This window comes from Mucilaginibacter sp. SG538B, assembly GCF_013376065.1.
Classification (GTDB): Bacteria; Bacteroidota; Bacteroidia; order Sphingobacteriales; family Sphingobacteriaceae; genus Mucilaginibacter; species Mucilaginibacter rubeus.
Genome location: NZ_JABMJI010000003.1, coordinates 408,579 through 426,293, shown reverse-complemented (window position 1 = coordinate 426,293; position 17,715 = coordinate 408,579). Strand labels below are relative to the sequence as shown.

Sequence of the window (17,715 nt, the reverse complement as noted above, 5' to 3'; positions counted from 1 at the left end):
TAATAAATTCGATGCGTTTGATTAATTACTGAGCAATATGATTAAACTATTGGGTGATCTTAATTGAAAAACCGTCTTTAATAGCCTTTAGTAATGTTTTTTTCTCATCCTTTTTGTAAATTAAATACTTGATGAGCCTGGTTAATATTGTATGGCTAAGTGCAATTTGCCGTACTAAAAAAGGATAATTCTTCCTTACAAAGTAAACTCTGTTTCTGTTCAGGTAGTAAATAGAAAATAATGATTCGCCCCCGCCAGTGCTGAAGGAAACTTTATGAAAAACCTCAAGCTTTGGCAAATAACATACTTTGAAACCTTTTTCAACTGCTCTCGCAAGGTAATCGGTATCATCATAATAAACAAAATAGTTCTCGTCCATAAGGCCAACTGCCTCAAAAACTTTTCTGCTGATTAACATAAAACAAGTAGGGGCGTAATCAAAATATTTAATTGAATTATACACTTCGCTGTCGTCTTTATTATAACCTACATGGCTTGCGTAACCTTTGTATTTATGAATTTTACCACCGGCAAGCCATATTTTTCTTGTACCATGGTAATATATTTTAGGAATCAAAAGGTTCTCGTTATTACTGATAGCGTAGTTTATCATTTCATCTAACAAAAATGTCTGATTAAAATCGATATCGTTATTTAGCAAAAGCACAAAATCAGAATTATCATTAAGAGCAAGCTTTATTCCCTGGTTATTACCTTTTGCTACACCATCATTTGAAGTGTTTTTAACATGAGTATAACTCGTTAATGGATATTTAGTTGATAAAATTTCAATTAAATTATCTGTTTCGGCCGAAGGTGAGTTATCGATAAGGTATAAGTGGTAGTTTTTAAATGACTGTAAGGATAAGCTCTTGAAAAAGTCTTCAAGCACATCATCACTTTTATATAAAACAGTAACTAAACCTATTTTTATCATATCTAAATTCTATAAATTTTAATTGTGTTTAATTAATGAAGACTTACAATCCTTTCGGGTTTATTGTAATAACTGAGGCCCATATAAAATGCGTATAAAAGAATAATATATAGCTCAATGCCGCTAAAGAATAAAAACACGATCAAAAATGCGTAATACTTGTTTTCAAAAGGCGTGATTATGGCTGGGTCAAACTTTTTTGTGAAATAGTGTAACCATATTAAAAAAATAATCAAACCAAATTCACATGTAAAATAAAACCAGCGTATATCCAAATTATACGTTAGTGAGCCATCCTTCACTCTCTCCTCATCGAATATATAATACTTGGCTGGCACAAAGCCCCCATTTTTCAATCCATATCCAGATAAATAGAGTAATGGTTTAGTAGCGAAAAAAAGCGCTATTGGCAAATCAGAATCTTTTTGCAGGGGTATTCCTAAAAAGTTCATGTTGGCTTCGCCATCTTCGGCATCCGCGTTGTACCTGTCAACAGCTCTTGATAGTACCAGGTTAACCACATAATTGCCACTATGCGCGTTATAAAAATCCAAAATCGCTACTTTAAGTAACGAAATAGAATAAAACAAGATAACGATCATTATTAATCCCAACGCGACGTTAGCCCTGATATTTTTGATTTTTTTGATGATGAAAAATATAATACCAGTAAGCAATACACCAACCATAAAGGTTTGAGACGCGGTTAATAAACCAACTATTAAAACGAGGATTAAGGATGAGATTTTTTTTTCTTTTAAAAATAACGGTATAGATACCACTAGGAAGGCAGCTAAAAACTTTGGCTCAATAAAAAAAGCCGAAACGCGCGCATTTGCTGCATCTTGCCCGCCAGCTACATAAGCCAGGTAATTAGATCGCATTCCAATTACTCTCAATATAGTTTCGTCCTTAATTATAGATGATAATACGAGTTGAAACAAGCCAATGTAACAAGAGTAAATAGCTACTTTTCTAATAATTGAAAAAAAATAATTGATGTCATGTGTTCTGCTTTCGCGGTAAATTTTCGTTCCTAAAAAAATTATTGGTAAAAAATATTTAACATAAAAAAAGACACCATCGTATAAAACACGACCTATTGAAGGGTTGTTTCCATCAAAAACATCATAACCTAATGATAAAAGAACAGATATTGTTATAGAAGATAATACGGGCAAAAACAGGATTATCAATAGTGAAAGTTTCAATCTTAAATTATTTCTGAAAATGGCTACTCCTTCAGAGATAAAAAAATAGGTGGAAATAAAAAACAATGGCGTAGCTGTAATGCTTATAAAAGGTATATAAAACGTAGAGCATGCAGCACCAAATAATATAAATTCAATTGCATTTATTTTTGCAGAATTGTACAGCCAAAACAATAAAATTGTTAAAGCAATACATTCAATAGATATCAATATATCTGCTATTATGGAAGTAGAATCCATACTTAAATTATCAATTCTTATTTTATAATTATAAACCTTATTTGTTTCTGTTTTTCTCCACTTACCCGTTCTTACATTATACAGTTTTATAATTCTTGCCGGCCTCCTGCTATAACACAATAATCAGGGAATACCCCACTAACCACAGGATTAGCCCACTATGGTGTACTTGCCCAAAACGGTACCCGGCAGTATAACTGCATTATTATAGATTTGTATAGAAACGGCCCAATAAGTTTAAACGTCACTAATGCTCTTTTTTACCCTGAGCTTTAAAATAGTTAACATTACCCTTGTAAGTTTTTTTATCCCAAGAAATTTAAAATATAATGTAGGATACCAACTTATATTTCTATATATAGACGTTTTAATTGCGCGAATAAGCCGGAGCTTTTGATCGACTGATATATTTCCGACAGATGTATTACCAGAATGCACCCTATACAATGACACCACTTTATCAAAAAATAAAATGGCCTTTATAGAGGCGGCCCTTTGGTAAAAAAACCAGTCTTCTGCTGGCAAATCTTCAGGATAGTAACCAATTTTATCGTAGATCAATTTATTAATTAATGAAATTGGCCCAACTGTTGAAGGCTGGTATATCATCTCTTCCAAAATGCCATTATCAGTTTGAAATTTTAGCTTGTTGCCATTATTAATGGCCATTGAACTCTGTTTTGTAATGACATTATTTTCATCAATCACCAAAGCATCGCTGATCAATACCAGCTTCCCGTTTTTTTCATTCTCTTCTAAAATGAGTACTCTTTCCGCTATTGTATCGCCATATAATGCGTCATCGCTTGCAAGAGGCAATATATATTTACCTTTTGATAATCGTAATAATTCATTAAGCGTAGCACAAAGTCCCTTATTTTCGCGGTTTATATACTTTATCGATACGATAGCTTCATGTCCACTTATCCACTGGTTTATCACACTATTTGAATTATCAGTGGAGCCATCATTAATAACAACAATTTCTTTATTGGGATAAGTGTCATCCACAATACTATTTAAAGCCCCAGACACATATTTTTCGTGATTATAGCAAGGAACGATGATGGATACTAAAGGATACTTCATTTGAACAATAATTTTCTGAAAAGTGCAATCATAATTATTAAATAAATAAAATAATTAATTGCAAATGCTATAGTGATACCGTTTAGGTTAAACAAATGTATGCAAACATATCCTAACAAAACATAACTTATGCTGAATACGACTTCTGTTATTATGAATGCCCTGGTCATGGCCTTGGCTAACATTAAGTAGGCTAATACCCAGGCTGCCATTTTAAAAAAATCGCCTATCAGTTGAAAAGCAAAGAGTTCGCTCATGGTTTCAAACTCCTTAGTATATAGGATATGAATTATAAAAAACCGTAATAAATAAATGAGCAAACAACTCACAAAAACAACAGGCAGAATGATCTTATATCCCTGATATATTTCTTTACGCAGATCATCATCATTTTGCAGTGATGACAATTTAGGCAAGTAGTAAGTGCTTAAAGAGGTAGTAACCAATAACAGGTATCCGTCAGAAATGCGCATCATACCTTGCCAATAACCGGCGTCATTGATCCCCAATTTACTAATTACCATATTACGCAGGATGATTTGAGAAACGGGTACAGTTAAGGCCGAAACTATGGCCATTAAACTGAATTTTAATAATTTTCGGGCTGTTTCCTTATCAAATGCCTGGTTAAAATATGATTTTGAAAACCAGCTGCTTTTTATAACCATTATTAAAGTAACAAAAAACACGATTGATTGTGCCAAAACCAAAGCGTAAAGTGCGCCTGATATTTTATAAAAGTAAACTAATACAACTGTAAAAACTAAACCAACAATACTGCCTGTGGTATTAACTAAAGTGTACCTTTTTATTTCTTTCTTTCCATTTAAAATGGAAATTAAAAGTGAATTAAGGGCATATAAAATAATGGTTACACCTAAAACTCTTAAAGGATTGATATAAAGAGGCGAATGAAATAGCCATTGAGAAATATAGGTTGCAATACAGAGTAATATTAAACCAAAGATACCTGAACTGAAAATGCTTATTTTAAGTGAAGTACTAAAAAGGTTTTTTAATTGCGGCTCATCGCCTTCAAATTCCGCCGTATATTTTATTACACCTGTATTAATTGCGCCATTAGCAAATGTTAATGCAATAGTTATAAAGTTAGAAAACTGCCCAATTAGCGCTATACCAGCGGGGCCCGTAAATAATGCCACTACTTTACTCGCTACAAAGCTTGAAGCAATGCGGATAAAAGTAATTATAGCCGAGAAAAAAGAGGTTTTTATAAGTTTCAAGTGCCCTGATTAAATGATATTTTTAACCTTCTTTAATATTTATTTATGGTTTTTATAACGTAATCTACCTCTTCGGGTTTTAGTACAGGACTCAAAGGCAAACTTAAAACTTCACGATGAATAGTTTCACTTATAGGATAACTTAAATTATTCCATTCTTTGTAAGCCTCTTGCTGGTGGGGTGGTATAGGGTAATGGATAACCGTTTGAATACCGTTATTGGTAAGGTATTGCTGTAAATGCTCCCGCGCATCTGTTCTTATCACAAATAAATGCCAAACATGGGCACTTTGTTCAGCTACTTTTGGTAAAATTATTTTAGCATTGTTTATCTCTTTCAGGTAACGATTGGCAATTGCTCTTTTTGTTGCTGTTTCCTGGTCAAGCGTTTTTAATTTAACGCTTAATAAAGCAGCCTGTAATTCATCCAAACGGCTGTTTACCCCTTTATACAGGTTTTCATATTTTTTATGTGAGCCATAATTTAATAAAGCCCGTATAGATCCATTTAAAGTATCGTCATTAGTGGTGATAGCACCTGCGTCGCCTAAGGCACCCAAATTCTTACCCGGATAGAAACTAAAGCCAGTGGCATCGCCAAAATTACCGGCCCGTTTACCATTACTTGTTGCGCCATGAGCTTGTGCGCTATCTTCAATTACTTTTAACTGATGTTTTTGCGCAATAGCATTTATTGCGTTCATATCGCACAGTTGGCCGTATAAGTGAACAGGTAAAATAGCTTTCGTTTTTGCTGTTATATGAAATTCAATTAATGCAGGATCAATATTATAGGTATTGATATCGGGCTCAACCAAAACAGGAACTAAGTTATTAGCAGATATGGCCAAAATACTGGCTATATAGGTATTGGCAGGTACAATAATTTCATCACCGTCCTGAAGTACTCCCATCTCTTTATATGCCCTGATAATTAAAATTAATGCATCCAGGCCGTTGGCAACGCCTATTGCGTGTTTAGTTCCGCAATAAGCTGCAAACTCGGTCTCGAATGTTTTTAATTCATCGCCCATTATATACCAGCCCGAATCCAAAACACGGTCAAACGCTTTCTTTAATTCCTCTTTATGCTGTTGATTAATTGCCAGCAGATCTAAAAATTTAATCATTTTATAACTGGTTTATATCCTTCTAAAACATATTGAACATTGCTTTCTTTATCCAATAAATTCATATCTAAAATTTTTGCATTTGGGGTAATATAGCCTTTATGTACAGCTGGATTACCGTACCAAACTGTATAAGGAGGGACGGATTTAGTAACAACGCTGCCTGCTCCGATAAATGAAAATTCTCCTATCTCGATGCCCGCAACAATTGTAGCATTAGCACCGATAGAAGCGCCTTTTTTTACAAGAGTTTTTTTAAATTCTTCAGGATAGACTTTTGAACGGGGTATAAGGTCATTAGTAAACGTAGCATTGGGCCCAATAAATACATGATCCTCTATTGTTACTCCATCCCATATTTGCACGCCAGATTTAATCGTAACATGATTACCTATTATTACATCATTTTCTAAAAAACAATTGCAATTAATATTAACATTTGAACCAATTACGGCATTTTTCAGTATTACGCAAAATTGCCATATTGAAGTGTCGTTTCCTATATTATTAGACTGAACATCAGCCAAGTGGTGAATATTAAAGGCCATTTCTTTGATTTAAATATTCCTGATAATCCCTTATATAATCGTTTTCATCATATTTATTGGATGCTAAAACCAACAGCACCGCTCCAGACGAAAAATTGACGAGGTCGCGCCAGATGCCGGGCGTAATATATAATCCAAAATTAGGCCTGTTAAGCGTAATTGTTTTTTTCATATGGCCATCATCAATCACCACGTCAAAGCTACCGCTGGCTGCTACAATTAGTTGTTGTAATCCGTAATGAGCATGCCCGCCGCGTATTTCGCCGCCAGGAACATCATATAAGTAATAAACCCTTTGAATATCAAACGGTATTTCTGATAAGCCATGAATAGATGTAATATTTCCTGCTCTATTATGAATTTTTTTCAATTCAATTACATTGCAATTGTATACCGAAGCTCTCATGATTTATTTTGCTTAAATACCTCGTAATCTCTTATATAGTCATCTTCCTGATAAGTCGTGGACGCTGCAATAAAAGCCAATGAATTAGTCGAAAAATTTTCCATATGCCTCCAAATTCCTTCAGGTACATATAAACCATAGTATGACCTGTTTAATGAGTAGCTTTTTATTTCTTTTCCATTATCTAATATCACATCAAAGCTTCCGGATAAGGCGATAATAAATTCTCTGTTTTCTTTATAGGCATGCCCGCCGCGTTCTTCACCACCCGGCACGTCGTATATCCAATAAACCCGTTCGATTTTAAACGGGATATGGTTGTATTCCTCCAAAAACGAAAGGTTACCTCTCTCATCTAATATCTGAGGAAGCTTTATTATTTGTGGAGTGTTAAAATTATCAACCATCGGTTAATCTATCATTTTAGTGGAAATTTTCTTAAAAGCAGCTCCCATGCAAGCCAAAAAGATACCGGCCATAAAACCCAGTATTGAGGCTTTGATTTTACCCAGTTTGTTTACCATTAAAGGTAAAACCGGTGTATCGATGGCTTGAATAAGCGGCGTTTCTTTTCTGAGTTGAATTTTAGATAATTCAAGATTTTTTACCATTTCGGCATAAACGGCGGTGCTTGTTTGAACATCAACCTGCCTGCGCTGGGATGGAACCCTTAAAATTGATAATGCCGGGTTTGCATTTGGTGAAGCATCTGCCGCGGAAGCAACACCTACAATAGAGCTGTTAAGTATCGATTTGACACTATCTGCCTGCTTTTGAAGTATAGTTACATTTTGAAGCTGCTTTTTAGTTTTTGTTAACACATAAAAACTGTTTACTGTATTAACTATATTATTGGCAAATTCTTTTGCAAATAACTCATCTTTTGAAAATACGGCAACTTCTATAATGCTAAGCTTTTTGTCTGGTTTGTCAACTTTAAGGACATTTTTATTTATAGTGTTTGTCAAATCAATGATAATACTATCTTGTAATCGGCTAAATGAATCTGGGTTTCCATTAAAGCTGATGTTTTTTAATGTGGGGTTATCATCCCATTTTTCCCTTAGTTCATTAAATTCGATATATCTGTCAATAAGCTTTTGTGGTTTGCCGTTAAATATGACTGTGCTTAACAAGGTTTTACTAATCATGTTACGTGACCTGTAAAGCTCAAGTATGTTATTGCCATGAAAAATTCCGCTGGCACCGCCGCTTACATCAATACCTGCCAATGATGCCAAACCTGCATATTGGCCAAGTCCACCGCCCTTTTCTTCTTCCTCAAGCACAAAGGTATAAACAGCCGTGTACTGGGGCTTTTTTAATATGCTATATACAAGGCCTAAGATTAAGCCCAGTAACCCGGTCAAAACTATCAGTAATAATTTACTGCGAAGATATTGCGTAAAGCTTTTGATTTTTTTAACAAGATCGGCAAGTGAAATATCGTTCGCTGATTGACTTGAAACTGTACTATTATGTGGGTTAGTTTCCATTAATTAACATAATTAAGCCGAAAAATTTCTATTGATATTAATTATTTATTCAAACTTAAGATCCCCAAAATAATAGCACCTAATGAAGCCAGCCCTGTAGTAAATCCTAAAATTGTTTGAGCAGTATTGCCTTTACCCTCAGATTTCTTAGGAACATATATTTCGCTACCCGGTTTCACCGAAGGATGGTTATTAAAAAACAGGAATTTACGTGTGCCTTTTACAGTTCCGTTTGGATAAACCACATAGGCACCACGTCTTAACGCATCGGGACCGTAACCACCAGCATTTGAAACAAAATCATTAAATGATTTTGATTTGTCAAATACCACGGCGCTTGGGTAAAGTACCTGGCCGTTAACACGAACAATCTGCTGTTGCTTTGGCACCCTGATAACATCGCCATTTTCCAAAAGCAAATCTGTTTTTGATCCGGGAGACTTTAAAATTTTATCCAACTCAATACCAACATAATTATTTCTTTGTTGTACGGTATCGGTGGTGGTTTTCGTCGAATCTTTGTATGATTGTTTTAACCTGTTGATCCGGGCCGAGCGTTCAGCATTTACTGATGCAGTATCTGCTTTGTTTTTATCGATACCCAGTATTGCAAAATTATCGCGTTTTAGCGAACCACCCGCTGCATCGGCCGAGGCGGTAAGCCCGCCAGCCCTGGCAATCAGGTCGGATATTTTTTCGTTTTTACTTTTGATGGTATAGGAGCCAGGGTATAAAACTTCGCCCTCAACCTTTACTGTTTTTTGCTTTTCATATCCGGGCAGGCTATATACCGAAACAATATCAAAGGGGGTAAGCACAAAGTTAGCGTCTGCCGGTTTTAGTTTACCGTCAATATTAACGCTAAAAACCTGCGATACTGAACTGTTTTTAGATGAAGGATCGGCATCGGTTATCCTCCGGGCTACTTCAATACGGTTTGTACTTGCGCCTTCGGCAAAACCGCCGGCTTTTAAAATCAGGTCTTCTACTTTCATGTTTTCTGAAAAAGCAAACTTTCCTGGTTTCCTTACATTACCATTAATAGTAACGGTGTATTTATCCCTTAAATCAAATATGGATGAGATGTTAACAATATCTTCACGCTGCAAGGGGATATTTACAGATTTATTGATAACGTCCTTAACATTAAATCCCATTATTTCGGTACTGTTATCCGGCTTTAGGCGGGTAATTGTACCGCGTTCGGTAAAAGCGTCTTCTTTTAATCCCGCAGCTTTGTCAATTAGCTGCAGTAGTGTTAACCCGCTTTGCAGTTCATAATCACCAGGCCGGAAAACCGCTCCTTTTATTACTACCCGGTTTTCAAACCGGTATATAATAGATTCAATAGTATACTTATCGCCCCTTAACGGAATGTAGTTTTTATAATCGGCTTCCAACACATCCGTTATTTTGCGCTGCTGATCACTTACCTGCGATACTTTGATCCTGGCAGTATATGCGCTATCAGTAAAACCACCGGCATAAGTTATAATGTTATCCAGGCTTTCTCCCGGCAAAACTTCAAACAAGGCGGGTATTTTAATCTCACCAACAAGCTGCACCCTGGTCCGGTACGTTGGTACGCGTACAATGTCCTGATCCTGTAGGGTAATGTTGTTTTTCTGATCGCCTTTTAACAAAAAATCATAAACATCCAGGTGCCTGATAATGCGGTTATTCCTAATCACCTCTATCTGCCTTAAACTACCATTATCGTTGGGGCCGCCTGCCATATATAATGCATTAAAAACGGTAGCGAGAGAGGGCAGGGTATAAGTGCCCGGTTTAGCTACCTGCCCTATGATAATTACCTGGATACTCCGGATATTACCGAGGGTAACCTGTACGCTTGTACCGCGGCCAACCGCATAGTTGTTAGCTGCAAGCCTGCTTTTTATCAAGGCCGTAGCTTGTTCAATAGTTTTACTTCCAACATTTAAAATGCCAACCCCCGGAATGTTTATGTTTCCTTCGGGCGATACTTCCAGTTTCCAGTTCACCAACGAGCTGCCGTAAACATTTATGTTAAGCTGGTCATTAGGCCCAACAATATAATTTAAAGGGGTAGCCAGTTTAAGGTTGGGTTCAAATGAACTGTTTTTATTTTTAAAAATATCGGCGCCAAAAATTTTGGGCTTTAAGCTTTCAAATAAATCTTTATTGGTGTAAAGGGTATCAGTAGTATCTGGTTTATAATTAAGTTGCCTTCCTTGCTGTGTAAGTGTCGAATCGGGTCTGGTATTGGATGATTCGTTGCTTTTGGTCCTTAATTTTTTTATACGAAGTTCTAACTTTTGAACCTGTGCGGCTGACATTCCCCGGCTTTGAGCTTGCTGTAGTAACTCAGCGTCGGTTAATCCTGATTTTTGAGCTTGCTGTAACAGCTGAATCAGTTGCTGATCTGAAATATCGTCGACATTAATTGAGGAAATGTTTTGTAAGTTGGTTTGGGCGGTAATATTAGTAACTGCTCCGAAACTGAGTACAGCAATTAAAAATATAAGAAAGCGAAGTCTGTTCATGTGTGAAAGTCATCAGAGTATAAAATAGCACTCCAATAAATGATAATATTTTCTGCAAAAGTAAACCAATTTCCCATTTCAGGGGGTAAAGTGATTTTTTTAATTTGTAGTATAACTGGTTTGTTGATCGATAAACTAAAAAAATGGGCTAAAATTGTTCATTAATTAAAAAAATAAGTAAAGTTAATCTTGGCATGTAAATTAAAGCTCGAACCATTTCTGTATTCATAGTTCAATGTGTAAACAGGCGTAGCTTCGGCCGAGAGCAGGTAGTTTTTAAATTTATGATTAGCATAAAATGTACCTGCAAGATCTACCCAGTGAAGATTGCTTATTCTGGCTTCAGTAAAAGCCTGGTAATACAGATCGTTGTTATGTAACTGTCTTTCCAGCATAAGGCCATATGAGTTGTAATTTTTGAGGTAACTTATATCAAAAATAAAACTGTTTCCACCCGGCCCGATTCCGGCACCTATGTATCTGCCATAATTGGTATAACCGTCTCTCGGGCTTTGCGAATGGATATACCATGAAGGTTCGTCGCGCAGCAAATAGGTTGGCGCTCTTTGCAACTGTGTTATTTCCGATTTAATTTGGATAAAGCCTCCCCGGCTAAGTTCAAACAGTTTGCGTCCGCCAAAGGTATATGCTGATGAATGCTCGGGTTCCTGTAAAAAGTCAGAAATACTTCCGGTGCGGTCGTTACGAGCCCATTCAAAGTAAATTTCAGCTTTGTATAAAGGTAGCAGCTGCCTGATATTGAGTGCGTAAGCAAAATCCTGTTGGTCGCCGTTTTGTCCGTTGTTGATGTCATTCGCCTTAAGTGAAGAGCCGGTAATAACCGGAATTACTTTACGGATAATGTTTTTATTATGATAAAGAGAGTCTTTGTCAAGATAGTCATAAGCGGAAAGGCCAAGGTATAAACCCTTTAGCCATTTAGGCTGCCAGTTCACACTGTAGGCCGAAATATACCTTGTAACTTTAGGTTTGGGGCTATATAAATTGCTGCCGTATATAAGTTTGCTTACATCGTCTGGTGCAAAGCCCGATTGTTTTAGGTTGCCTCCTATGATCTGCCACTCAAATGAGCCAACCAGTGTTTTAACGGGTTTGGTTGAATTAAAGGTCCAATGGAAAAAGCCAGGGGCCGAATTGCTCATCATGATTGAATTTCTTATTCCTGGTCCCCACCACAAGTTTTCTGTAGATACGCCGGCTTCAATGCTTTTATACGTCAAAGTGATTTTTGATTGCCCGGGATAAAGATGTTTTAGAGAAGATGTACCAAATCGTTCGGGTGCATCAATACCATTGATTTGGCCAAAATAAGCACCCATGAGTGCCGGCGAATTGTTTCGGGCCTGTACATCTGCAAAAGTTGAAAAGTTTTTATTTTGCGCGTAAACCAGCTCAGGTCTTATCTGTACGTTGAGAATTCCGGCTTTTAACCAAAAGCCGCCACTAAGCATGCTTTGATAGCCTGCATTGGGATACAATGAGGAATTATTGTAGCCAAAGGGACGGTTCACGTTGTATTCATTTAACCAGTTAAACGGAAGGATGCGTAAACCCGATGGCATGCCCATGAAATTGAATTTTATATACTCATGGCTCGAAATTAATGGCTGAAGCGCAGGATCAGCAATAGTTGAAGCTAATGGCCTGATAACAAGTGATGATGTACTGTTTGTATTTCCTGCTACCTGATCCCTGCGTAATAGCTCCTCAGCATAGCTTCCAACTGGTATGGTTTGACTATAGCCTTTTAACGCAGCAGTGAAGGATAGTAAAATTACAATATATAAGGATCGGATAGTTATACGGATGCTCATCAAAAAGAAAGGTTTAGGAAACTAATAAATTAACCAAATGGTAATATTAAAATATCTTTCTGTTAATATTGACCGGTGCATCGTATCCAGATGCGAATCTTTAATCAATAGCTCGGGTTTTCTGATATTTCGATGGCAATTATCGGCTTTTTTTTGAAATTTCAAAACCTTTTTTAAAGTTTAATAAAAAAAATACAATTTGATTACCAATACGGTTAATTATGCCAAAACATTACAATGACCTTTAAATAAAAAACTCCGGACAATCTTAGCCGCTTTTTCCAAAACAGATTTTAACTATTATTGATTGTTTACCTTTCCGTTGCTTTTGAGTTTAGAATAAAGCAATGCCTTTATACTTAAGTTTTTGAAATATTTAAAGGCTCTTTTCTGAATACAAAAAACGGATGAACTCTCTTAACATTCCTGCAAAAACAATCACCCATGCTGTAATTGAAAAATAAATAAAGATATTGGAAATGGGCAGGATAAACGGGAGATCAAGCGCCTTGGAAAAATTAAAGGTAGCGACGGCGTACATACCGGCCGGAAAAACGAGCGACCAATATTGGGGATCATATTTCACAGGAACCTTTTGTATGATATGCCGCCATATAGGTAGTAAAAACAGGATCGGGATCCACCAGGTGGCAAACGCCCAGAAAAAAACCGTGAGCCCGGGTAAAAAATAGCTAATGCCGCTTATCCATTCATGATTATGTGAATACATCAATAAACGAGAACCCGCCAGCGTGGTGATGGCTACGGCACCCATATTTATCCAATATGGAGGGGTTAGCAATTCCGCTTTCATGCTTATAAAAAGCCAGCGGTATATAATTAACGATATAAATACCATATAGTGCATTGCACCAATGAGGAAAGCGCAAAACGATATAAAAATAATAACATCTTTATGAACCATTTCACCGGCAATAATAGCCCCCAGCACAGCTACAGATTCGGTGGCTACGACAATGAGCAGCCAGGCACCGCTTAAACTCGCTTCCACTCCTTGTTTAGGTTCTTTGGCGGTGATCACAATAAAAAAGGTGTAAGTAATCATCACCCAGAGTACGATGCCAAATTCCCATAAAAAAATGGCTACATCTTTATAGGAGGTCATTAAGCCAAACTGGTTCCCTAAAACATTATTCGCGGCAACAATGGTTAAAAAAGTAACTCCACGCGAGGAACTGCTTATATCTTTCCATACATCTGTAGGGTATTTAATTGCCCGGAATATGAGCACAGCCCAAAGCACAATATAAAAAATAACGTTAGCACATAACAAGATGTTGGCAACCTGTTTCATATTATATAAAAAGGCACCAACCGAAACTATCCCGGTTGCCATTACCAAAGCAAAGTAACCCGGAAAAAAAGTTTGGAGTGAGTGGCCCGTAATCGGTTCGCCTGGTTTAGGTGGTAGTGCTGTATGCTGAACTTCCATATTTTCGTAATAAGTTTATGATAACAGGAGATAAAGAGGCATTAATAAAAGGTAATTATTGAAGAATATAGTCTAATGTAATTAAAACCGATACAAGAAACTGTTTTTTTTGTATTTTTAAATGTTTTATAATAGCCACGGCATATTATAATAACAAACAGAAACCTGGAAAACCCGCATCAGAAATAGCTGTATATTTTTGGTGAAAATCTAATCCGGCTTAGTGAAACCGGCAATTATCATACTTCGTAATACAATTAGCAGATGGATATGTCTCTTAATAAAAAGGCCCTATTTATAGCTACAGGAGTTTCCTTATTGTTAATCTCGTTCGTTTTTTATGGCTCACGTAAGCTTCAAAATTTCGACCCCGCATTAATTATTTATTTATTCGGAACTGTGTTCGCTTTTTTCGGAATAGTTTACCGATATACCGTATGGTTGCAACGGCCACCTACCTGGATGTATTTTAAGCGCACCTTTCAGTTTTTTTTTACAGGGAAGATATTTTTACATGTTATTTCATTTGCAAAAGAGTTTATACAAAATATTGGCTTCCAAAAGTTTATTTATCCCCGCGGACGGAGCCGGTGGATAGGCCATTTTTTAATGGCAACAGGTTGCACAATGGCTTTCTGCGTTACTTTTCCGTTAACCTTTGGCTGGATAAATTTTACCATGAACCCCGCCACGAGTATAAACCCCTCAAGTGTGCACATGTATGAAGCCCATTTCTTCGGATTCAAAATGTTTGAATTTGCACTTGGTTCATTTGTGGCTTTTGTGATTTTTAAGGCCCTTTACTGGTGCTCGTGGTTAGTTATTGCCGGCGTATTGATATTTATGCGTCGTCGCCTCACTAATGCCGGTTTAGTTGCCACGCAAACTTTTGAGGGTGATTTGCTGCCGTTAATACTGCTTTTAGCTATCGCTGTTACCGGCCTGGGCTTGAGCTATGGTTATGAATATATGAAAGGCATTGCATATGATTATATGGCCGTAACCCATGCTATAACAGTTATTATGTTTCTTATCTGGATTCCCTTTGGTAAGTTTTTTCATATTATACAACGGCCGGCCCAAATAGGCGCTCATATTTACAAAAAGGAAGGCATAAAAAGGGGTATGGCGATATGCCCTCATACCCACAAGGAATTTGCTACTCAGTTGCATATAAACGACTTGAAAATTGTAACCAAAGAATTAGGCTTTGACTTTACACTTGAGGATGGAACATCGCACCTTGATCTGAGCCCCGAGGGGAAGCGCTCAAGGTTGGCAATGGCTCATCTTAAGGCCAGGCAGCAAAATGGAGGTAACCTTTTCGGTTAATTGACGCAGTAGTAATTTAACATAGAATACAAATTTATGGCCCATTTACCAGTTTCGCCCGAAAAGCTAATAGAACAGTTTGGCCCGCATTTAAATTATCCTCCCCGCGAAGGTTTTGCCGGCCGTGATGAGCCGGATAAAGCGGTAAAAACGCATTGCTGTTTCTGCGGAATGCAGTGTGGTATAAAGCTACTGGTTAAAAATGATAAAGTTGTTGGTTTTGACCCCTGGGAGGAGTTTCCTTTTAACCAGGGACGTTTATGCCCAAAAGGCGTACAACGATATATGCAGAACAATCATCCAGACAGGATTTTACAGCCCTTGCAACGCAATGAAGGCGTAGGCTTTACTCCGGTTTCCTGGGATGAAGCGATGGATAAAACCGTGGCCGAAATAAAACGGATACAGGAAAAATACGGGAAGAACGCTTTTTCTGTGCTGTCGGGAGTTTCGCTTACCAATGAAAAAAGCTACCTGATGGGTAAGTTTGCGCGGGTAGCATTGAAAACCGCCAATTTAGATTATAATGGTCGTTTATGTATGGTTAGCGCGGGAGCCGGCAATAAAAAAGCTTTCGGACTCGACCGTACCTCAAATACGTATGCCGACCTGGAGAAGGCAGAAGTGATTATTGTAGCGGGCGCTAACATCAGCGAAACCTTTCCGACTTTAACACACTGGGTTTGGCGTGCGCGGGACCATGGGGCAAAATTAATCGTGGTTGACCCCAGGGTAATTCCACTGGCCAGGACCGCCGATTTGCATTTACCGGTTAGGCCCGGAACCGACTCCGCTTTGTACGGCGCAATACTTAAATACCTGGCCGATCATGATATGCTCGATCATGATTTTATTGACAACCATACCACAGATTTTGATAAGGCATTGGCAGCTGTTAAGGACTACACGCTGGAATGGGCCGAAGAAATTACCGGTATTGAAAAAGCGAAAATTGAACTGGCAGCACAATGGTGGGGCAAGGCAAAAACAAGCTTTTTGTTACACGCCAGAGGTATTGAACATCATTCAAAAGGTGTAGATAATGTGCTTGGCTGTATCAATATTGTCCTGGCAACCGGCCGTATTGGTAAGCCATATTGCGGCTATGGTACTATTACAGGCCAGGGAAACGGACAGGGGGGGAGAGAGCATGGCCACAAATGTGATCAGCTGCCGGGAAATCGTGATATTACCAATCCTGAACACCGAAAGTATATAGCCGGGGTTTGGGGGATTGATGAAAAAGATATGCCCGGCAAAGGCTACACCGCCTACGAACTTATTGAGGCCATTCACCGGGGCGAAGTAAAAGGGCTGCTATCTATTTGTTTTAATCCGTTGGTTTCTCTGCCTAATAATAATTATGTGCGCGAAGCGCTGGAGAAACTGGAGTTTTATGTTTGCATTGATTTTTTTATGAATGAAACCGCCCGTCATGCTGATATTATTCTGGCAGGATCGTTACAGGAAGAAGAGGAAGGAACGGTTACTACCGCCGAAGGCCGTGTAGTTCGGATCCGCAAAGCCGTGAACCCGCCGGGACATGCACGCAGCGATACATCCATTATATTGGAATTGGCAAAAAGACTTGGTGCCGAAGATAAATTCACTTATCGTAACAGCGAAGAGTTATTCAATGAGTTAAGGGTTGCTTCAAAAGGCGGCACTGCGGATTATTATGGTATTACTTACCAAAAAATTGAAGACACAATGGGCGTTTTCTGGCCTTGCCCTACTTTGGATCATCCGGGTACGCCGCGCTTATGGGAAGATAAAAAATTTGCGACTCCCGACGGCAAAGCCCACTTTAACCCGGTGACTTACCGGGATCCTGGTGAAATTACAGATGAAGAATACCCGGTAATATTAACAACCGGCAGGGTTGTATCACAATACCTGAGCGGAACACAAACCCGCAGGATAGGTAAACTGGTTGATTTGTATCCTGAACCCAAATTAGAAATACACCCGGAACTTGCCCGGAAATATGGAATTAAACAAAATGAACTGGTGCAGGTATCTACCCGTCGAGGTACAGATGAGTTTCCTGCCAATATTGTAGAGACTATCCGCACCGACACTGTTTTTTTGCCTTACCATTGGCCTGGCAAAAAGTCGGCAAATCAGTTTACACCGGCAACACTTGATCCGGTATCAAAAATCCCGGAGTTTAAAGTTTGCGCCTGTAACCTGAAGCCTTTGGGTGTTATATCGCCGCCATCAACGACGTCAGGCGCGTATGCGAGTATTTAATAAATTGTAACCCGAA

At 37.9% G+C, this 17,715-nt stretch carries 14 protein-coding genes; 2 read left to right on the top strand and 12 right to left on the bottom strand.

All coding sequences use genetic code 11. The features are described from left to right. Positions 1–46: 46 nt before the first annotated feature. The 12 genes from FHW88_RS17820 to FHW88_RS17765 form a co-directional block, all read right to left on the bottom strand. On the bottom strand, positions 47–937 hold the full coding sequence (locus FHW88_RS17820; protein WP_176627327.1) for a glycosyltransferase family 2 protein: 891 nt from the start codon (positions 935–937) through the stop codon (positions 47–49). Positions 938–969: 32 nt separating this feature from the next. Continuing rightward, positions 970–2,388 (bottom strand): hypothetical protein, encoded by a 1,419-nt coding sequence (locus FHW88_RS17815; RefSeq protein WP_176627326.1) that lies wholly within the window; start codon positions 2,386–2,388, stop codon positions 970–972. A gap of 237 nt (positions 2,389–2,625) precedes the next feature. Continuing rightward, complete coding sequence (locus FHW88_RS17810; protein ID WP_176627325.1) at positions 2,626–3,477, bottom strand: glycosyltransferase family 2 protein; 852 nt, start codon at positions 3,475–3,477, stop codon at positions 2,626–2,628. Next, positions 3,474–4,721 carry an O-antigen translocase gene (locus tag FHW88_RS17805; protein ID WP_176627324.1) on the bottom strand — a complete coding sequence of 416 codons (1,248 nt, stop codon included), beginning with the start codon at positions 4,719–4,721 and terminating at the stop codon, positions 3,474–3,476. The genes FHW88_RS17810 and FHW88_RS17805 overlap by 4 nt, the downstream gene beginning before the upstream one ends. Before the next feature lie 32 nt (positions 4,722–4,753). After that, positions 4,754–5,851 (bottom strand): DegT/DnrJ/EryC1/StrS family aminotransferase, encoded by a 1,098-nt coding sequence (locus FHW88_RS17800; protein ID WP_176627323.1) that lies wholly within the window; start codon positions 5,849–5,851, stop codon positions 4,754–4,756. Next, complete coding sequence (locus tag FHW88_RS17795; protein WP_176627322.1) at positions 5,848–6,399, bottom strand: acyltransferase; 552 nt, start codon at positions 6,397–6,399, stop codon at positions 5,848–5,850. Before FHW88_RS17795 ends, FHW88_RS17800 begins: the two co-directional genes overlap by 4 nt. Beyond that, complete coding sequence (locus tag FHW88_RS17790; RefSeq protein ID WP_176627321.1) at positions 6,389–6,805, bottom strand: sugar 3,4-ketoisomerase; 417 nt, start codon at positions 6,803–6,805, stop codon at positions 6,389–6,391. The genes FHW88_RS17795 and FHW88_RS17790 overlap by 11 nt, the downstream gene beginning before the upstream one ends. Continuing rightward, the gene (locus FHW88_RS17785; protein ID WP_176627320.1) at positions 6,802–7,212 is read right to left on the bottom strand and encodes a sugar 3,4-ketoisomerase; all 411 of its coding nucleotides are present in this window, start codon (positions 7,210–7,212) and stop codon (positions 6,802–6,804) included. Before FHW88_RS17785 ends, FHW88_RS17790 begins: the two co-directional genes overlap by 4 nt. Before the next feature lie 3 nt (positions 7,213–7,215). Continuing rightward, on the bottom strand, positions 7,216–8,301 hold the full coding sequence (locus tag FHW88_RS17780) for a Wzz/FepE/Etk N-terminal domain-containing protein (protein WP_176627319.1): 1,086 nt from the start codon (positions 8,299–8,301) through the stop codon (positions 7,216–7,218). Positions 8,302–8,342: 41 nt separating this feature from the next. Continuing rightward, entirely contained in the window at positions 8,343–10,826 is a 2,484-nt protein-coding gene (locus FHW88_RS17775; RefSeq protein WP_176627318.1) for an SLBB domain-containing protein, read from the bottom strand. Positions 10,827–10,987: 161 nt separating this feature from the next. Continuing rightward, entirely contained in the window at positions 10,988–12,661 is a 1,674-nt protein-coding gene (locus FHW88_RS17770; protein WP_176627316.1) for a capsule assembly Wzi family protein, read from the bottom strand. Positions 12,662–13,037: 376 nt separating this feature from the next. Then, positions 13,038–14,114: a tellurite resistance/C4-dicarboxylate transporter family protein gene (locus FHW88_RS17765; RefSeq protein WP_090527403.1), complete on the bottom strand. Its 1,077-nt coding sequence runs from the start codon at positions 14,112–14,114 to the stop codon at positions 13,038–13,040. Between the two features lie 627 nt (positions 14,115–14,741). On the opposite strand from FHW88_RS17765, the gene FHW88_RS17760 reads away from it, so the two are divergent. Both FHW88_RS17760 and FHW88_RS17755 read left to right on the top strand, forming a co-directional pair. After that, entirely contained in the window at positions 14,742–15,446 is a 705-nt protein-coding gene (locus FHW88_RS17760; protein WP_255485366.1) for a hypothetical protein, read from the top strand. A gap of 36 nt (positions 15,447–15,482) precedes the next feature. Further along, a complete protein-coding gene (locus FHW88_RS17755; RefSeq protein ID WP_176627312.1) occupies positions 15,483–17,699 on the top strand; it encodes a molybdopterin oxidoreductase family protein in 2,217 nt (738 codons plus the stop codon). Positions 17,700–17,715: the final 16 nt, after the last annotated feature.

Excerpts from the sequence above, each read along its gene's own strand:
- FHW88_RS17810 (WP_176627325.1), bottom strand. The coding sequence starts at position 3,477 with ATGAAGTATCCTTTAGTATCCATCATCGTTCCTTGCTATAATCACGAA.
- FHW88_RS17755 (WP_176627312.1), top strand. The coding sequence starts at position 15,483 with ATGGCCCATTTACCAGTTTCGCCCGAAAAGCTAATAGAACAGTTTGGC.
- FHW88_RS17800 (WP_176627323.1), bottom strand. The coding sequence starts at position 5,851 with ATGATTAAATTTTTAGATCTGCTGGCAATTAATCAACAGCATAAAGAG.
- FHW88_RS17790 (WP_176627321.1), bottom strand. The coding sequence starts at position 6,805 with ATGAGAGCTTCGGTATACAATTGCAATGTAATTGAATTGAAAAAAATT.
- FHW88_RS17780 (WP_176627319.1), bottom strand. The coding sequence starts at position 8,301 with ATGGAAACTAACCCACATAATAGTACAGTTTCAAGTCAATCAGCGAAC.
- FHW88_RS17775 (WP_176627318.1), bottom strand. The coding sequence starts at position 10,826 with ATGAACAGACTTCGCTTTCTTATATTTTTAATTGCTGTACTCAGTTTC.
- FHW88_RS17760 (WP_255485366.1), top strand. The coding sequence starts at position 14,742 with ATGGCTTTCTGCGTTACTTTTCCGTTAACCTTTGGCTGGATAAATTTT.
- FHW88_RS17765 (WP_090527403.1), bottom strand. The coding sequence starts at position 14,114 with ATGGAAGTTCAGCATACAGCACTACCACCTAAACCAGGCGAACCGATT.
- FHW88_RS17815 (WP_176627326.1), bottom strand. The coding sequence starts at position 2,388 with ATGGATTCTACTTCCATAATAGCAGATATATTGATATCTATTGAATGT.
- FHW88_RS17820 (WP_176627327.1), bottom strand. The coding sequence starts at position 937 with ATGATAAAAATAGGTTTAGTTACTGTTTTATATAAAAGTGATGATGTG.
- FHW88_RS17785 (WP_176627320.1), bottom strand. The coding sequence starts at position 7,212 with ATGGTTGATAATTTTAACACTCCACAAATAATAAAGCTTCCTCAGATA.
- FHW88_RS17770 (WP_176627316.1), bottom strand. The coding sequence starts at position 12,661 with ATGAGCATCCGTATAACTATCCGATCCTTATATATTGTAATTTTACTA.
- FHW88_RS17795 (WP_176627322.1), bottom strand. The coding sequence starts at position 6,399 with ATGGCCTTTAATATTCACCACTTGGCTGATGTTCAGTCTAATAATATA.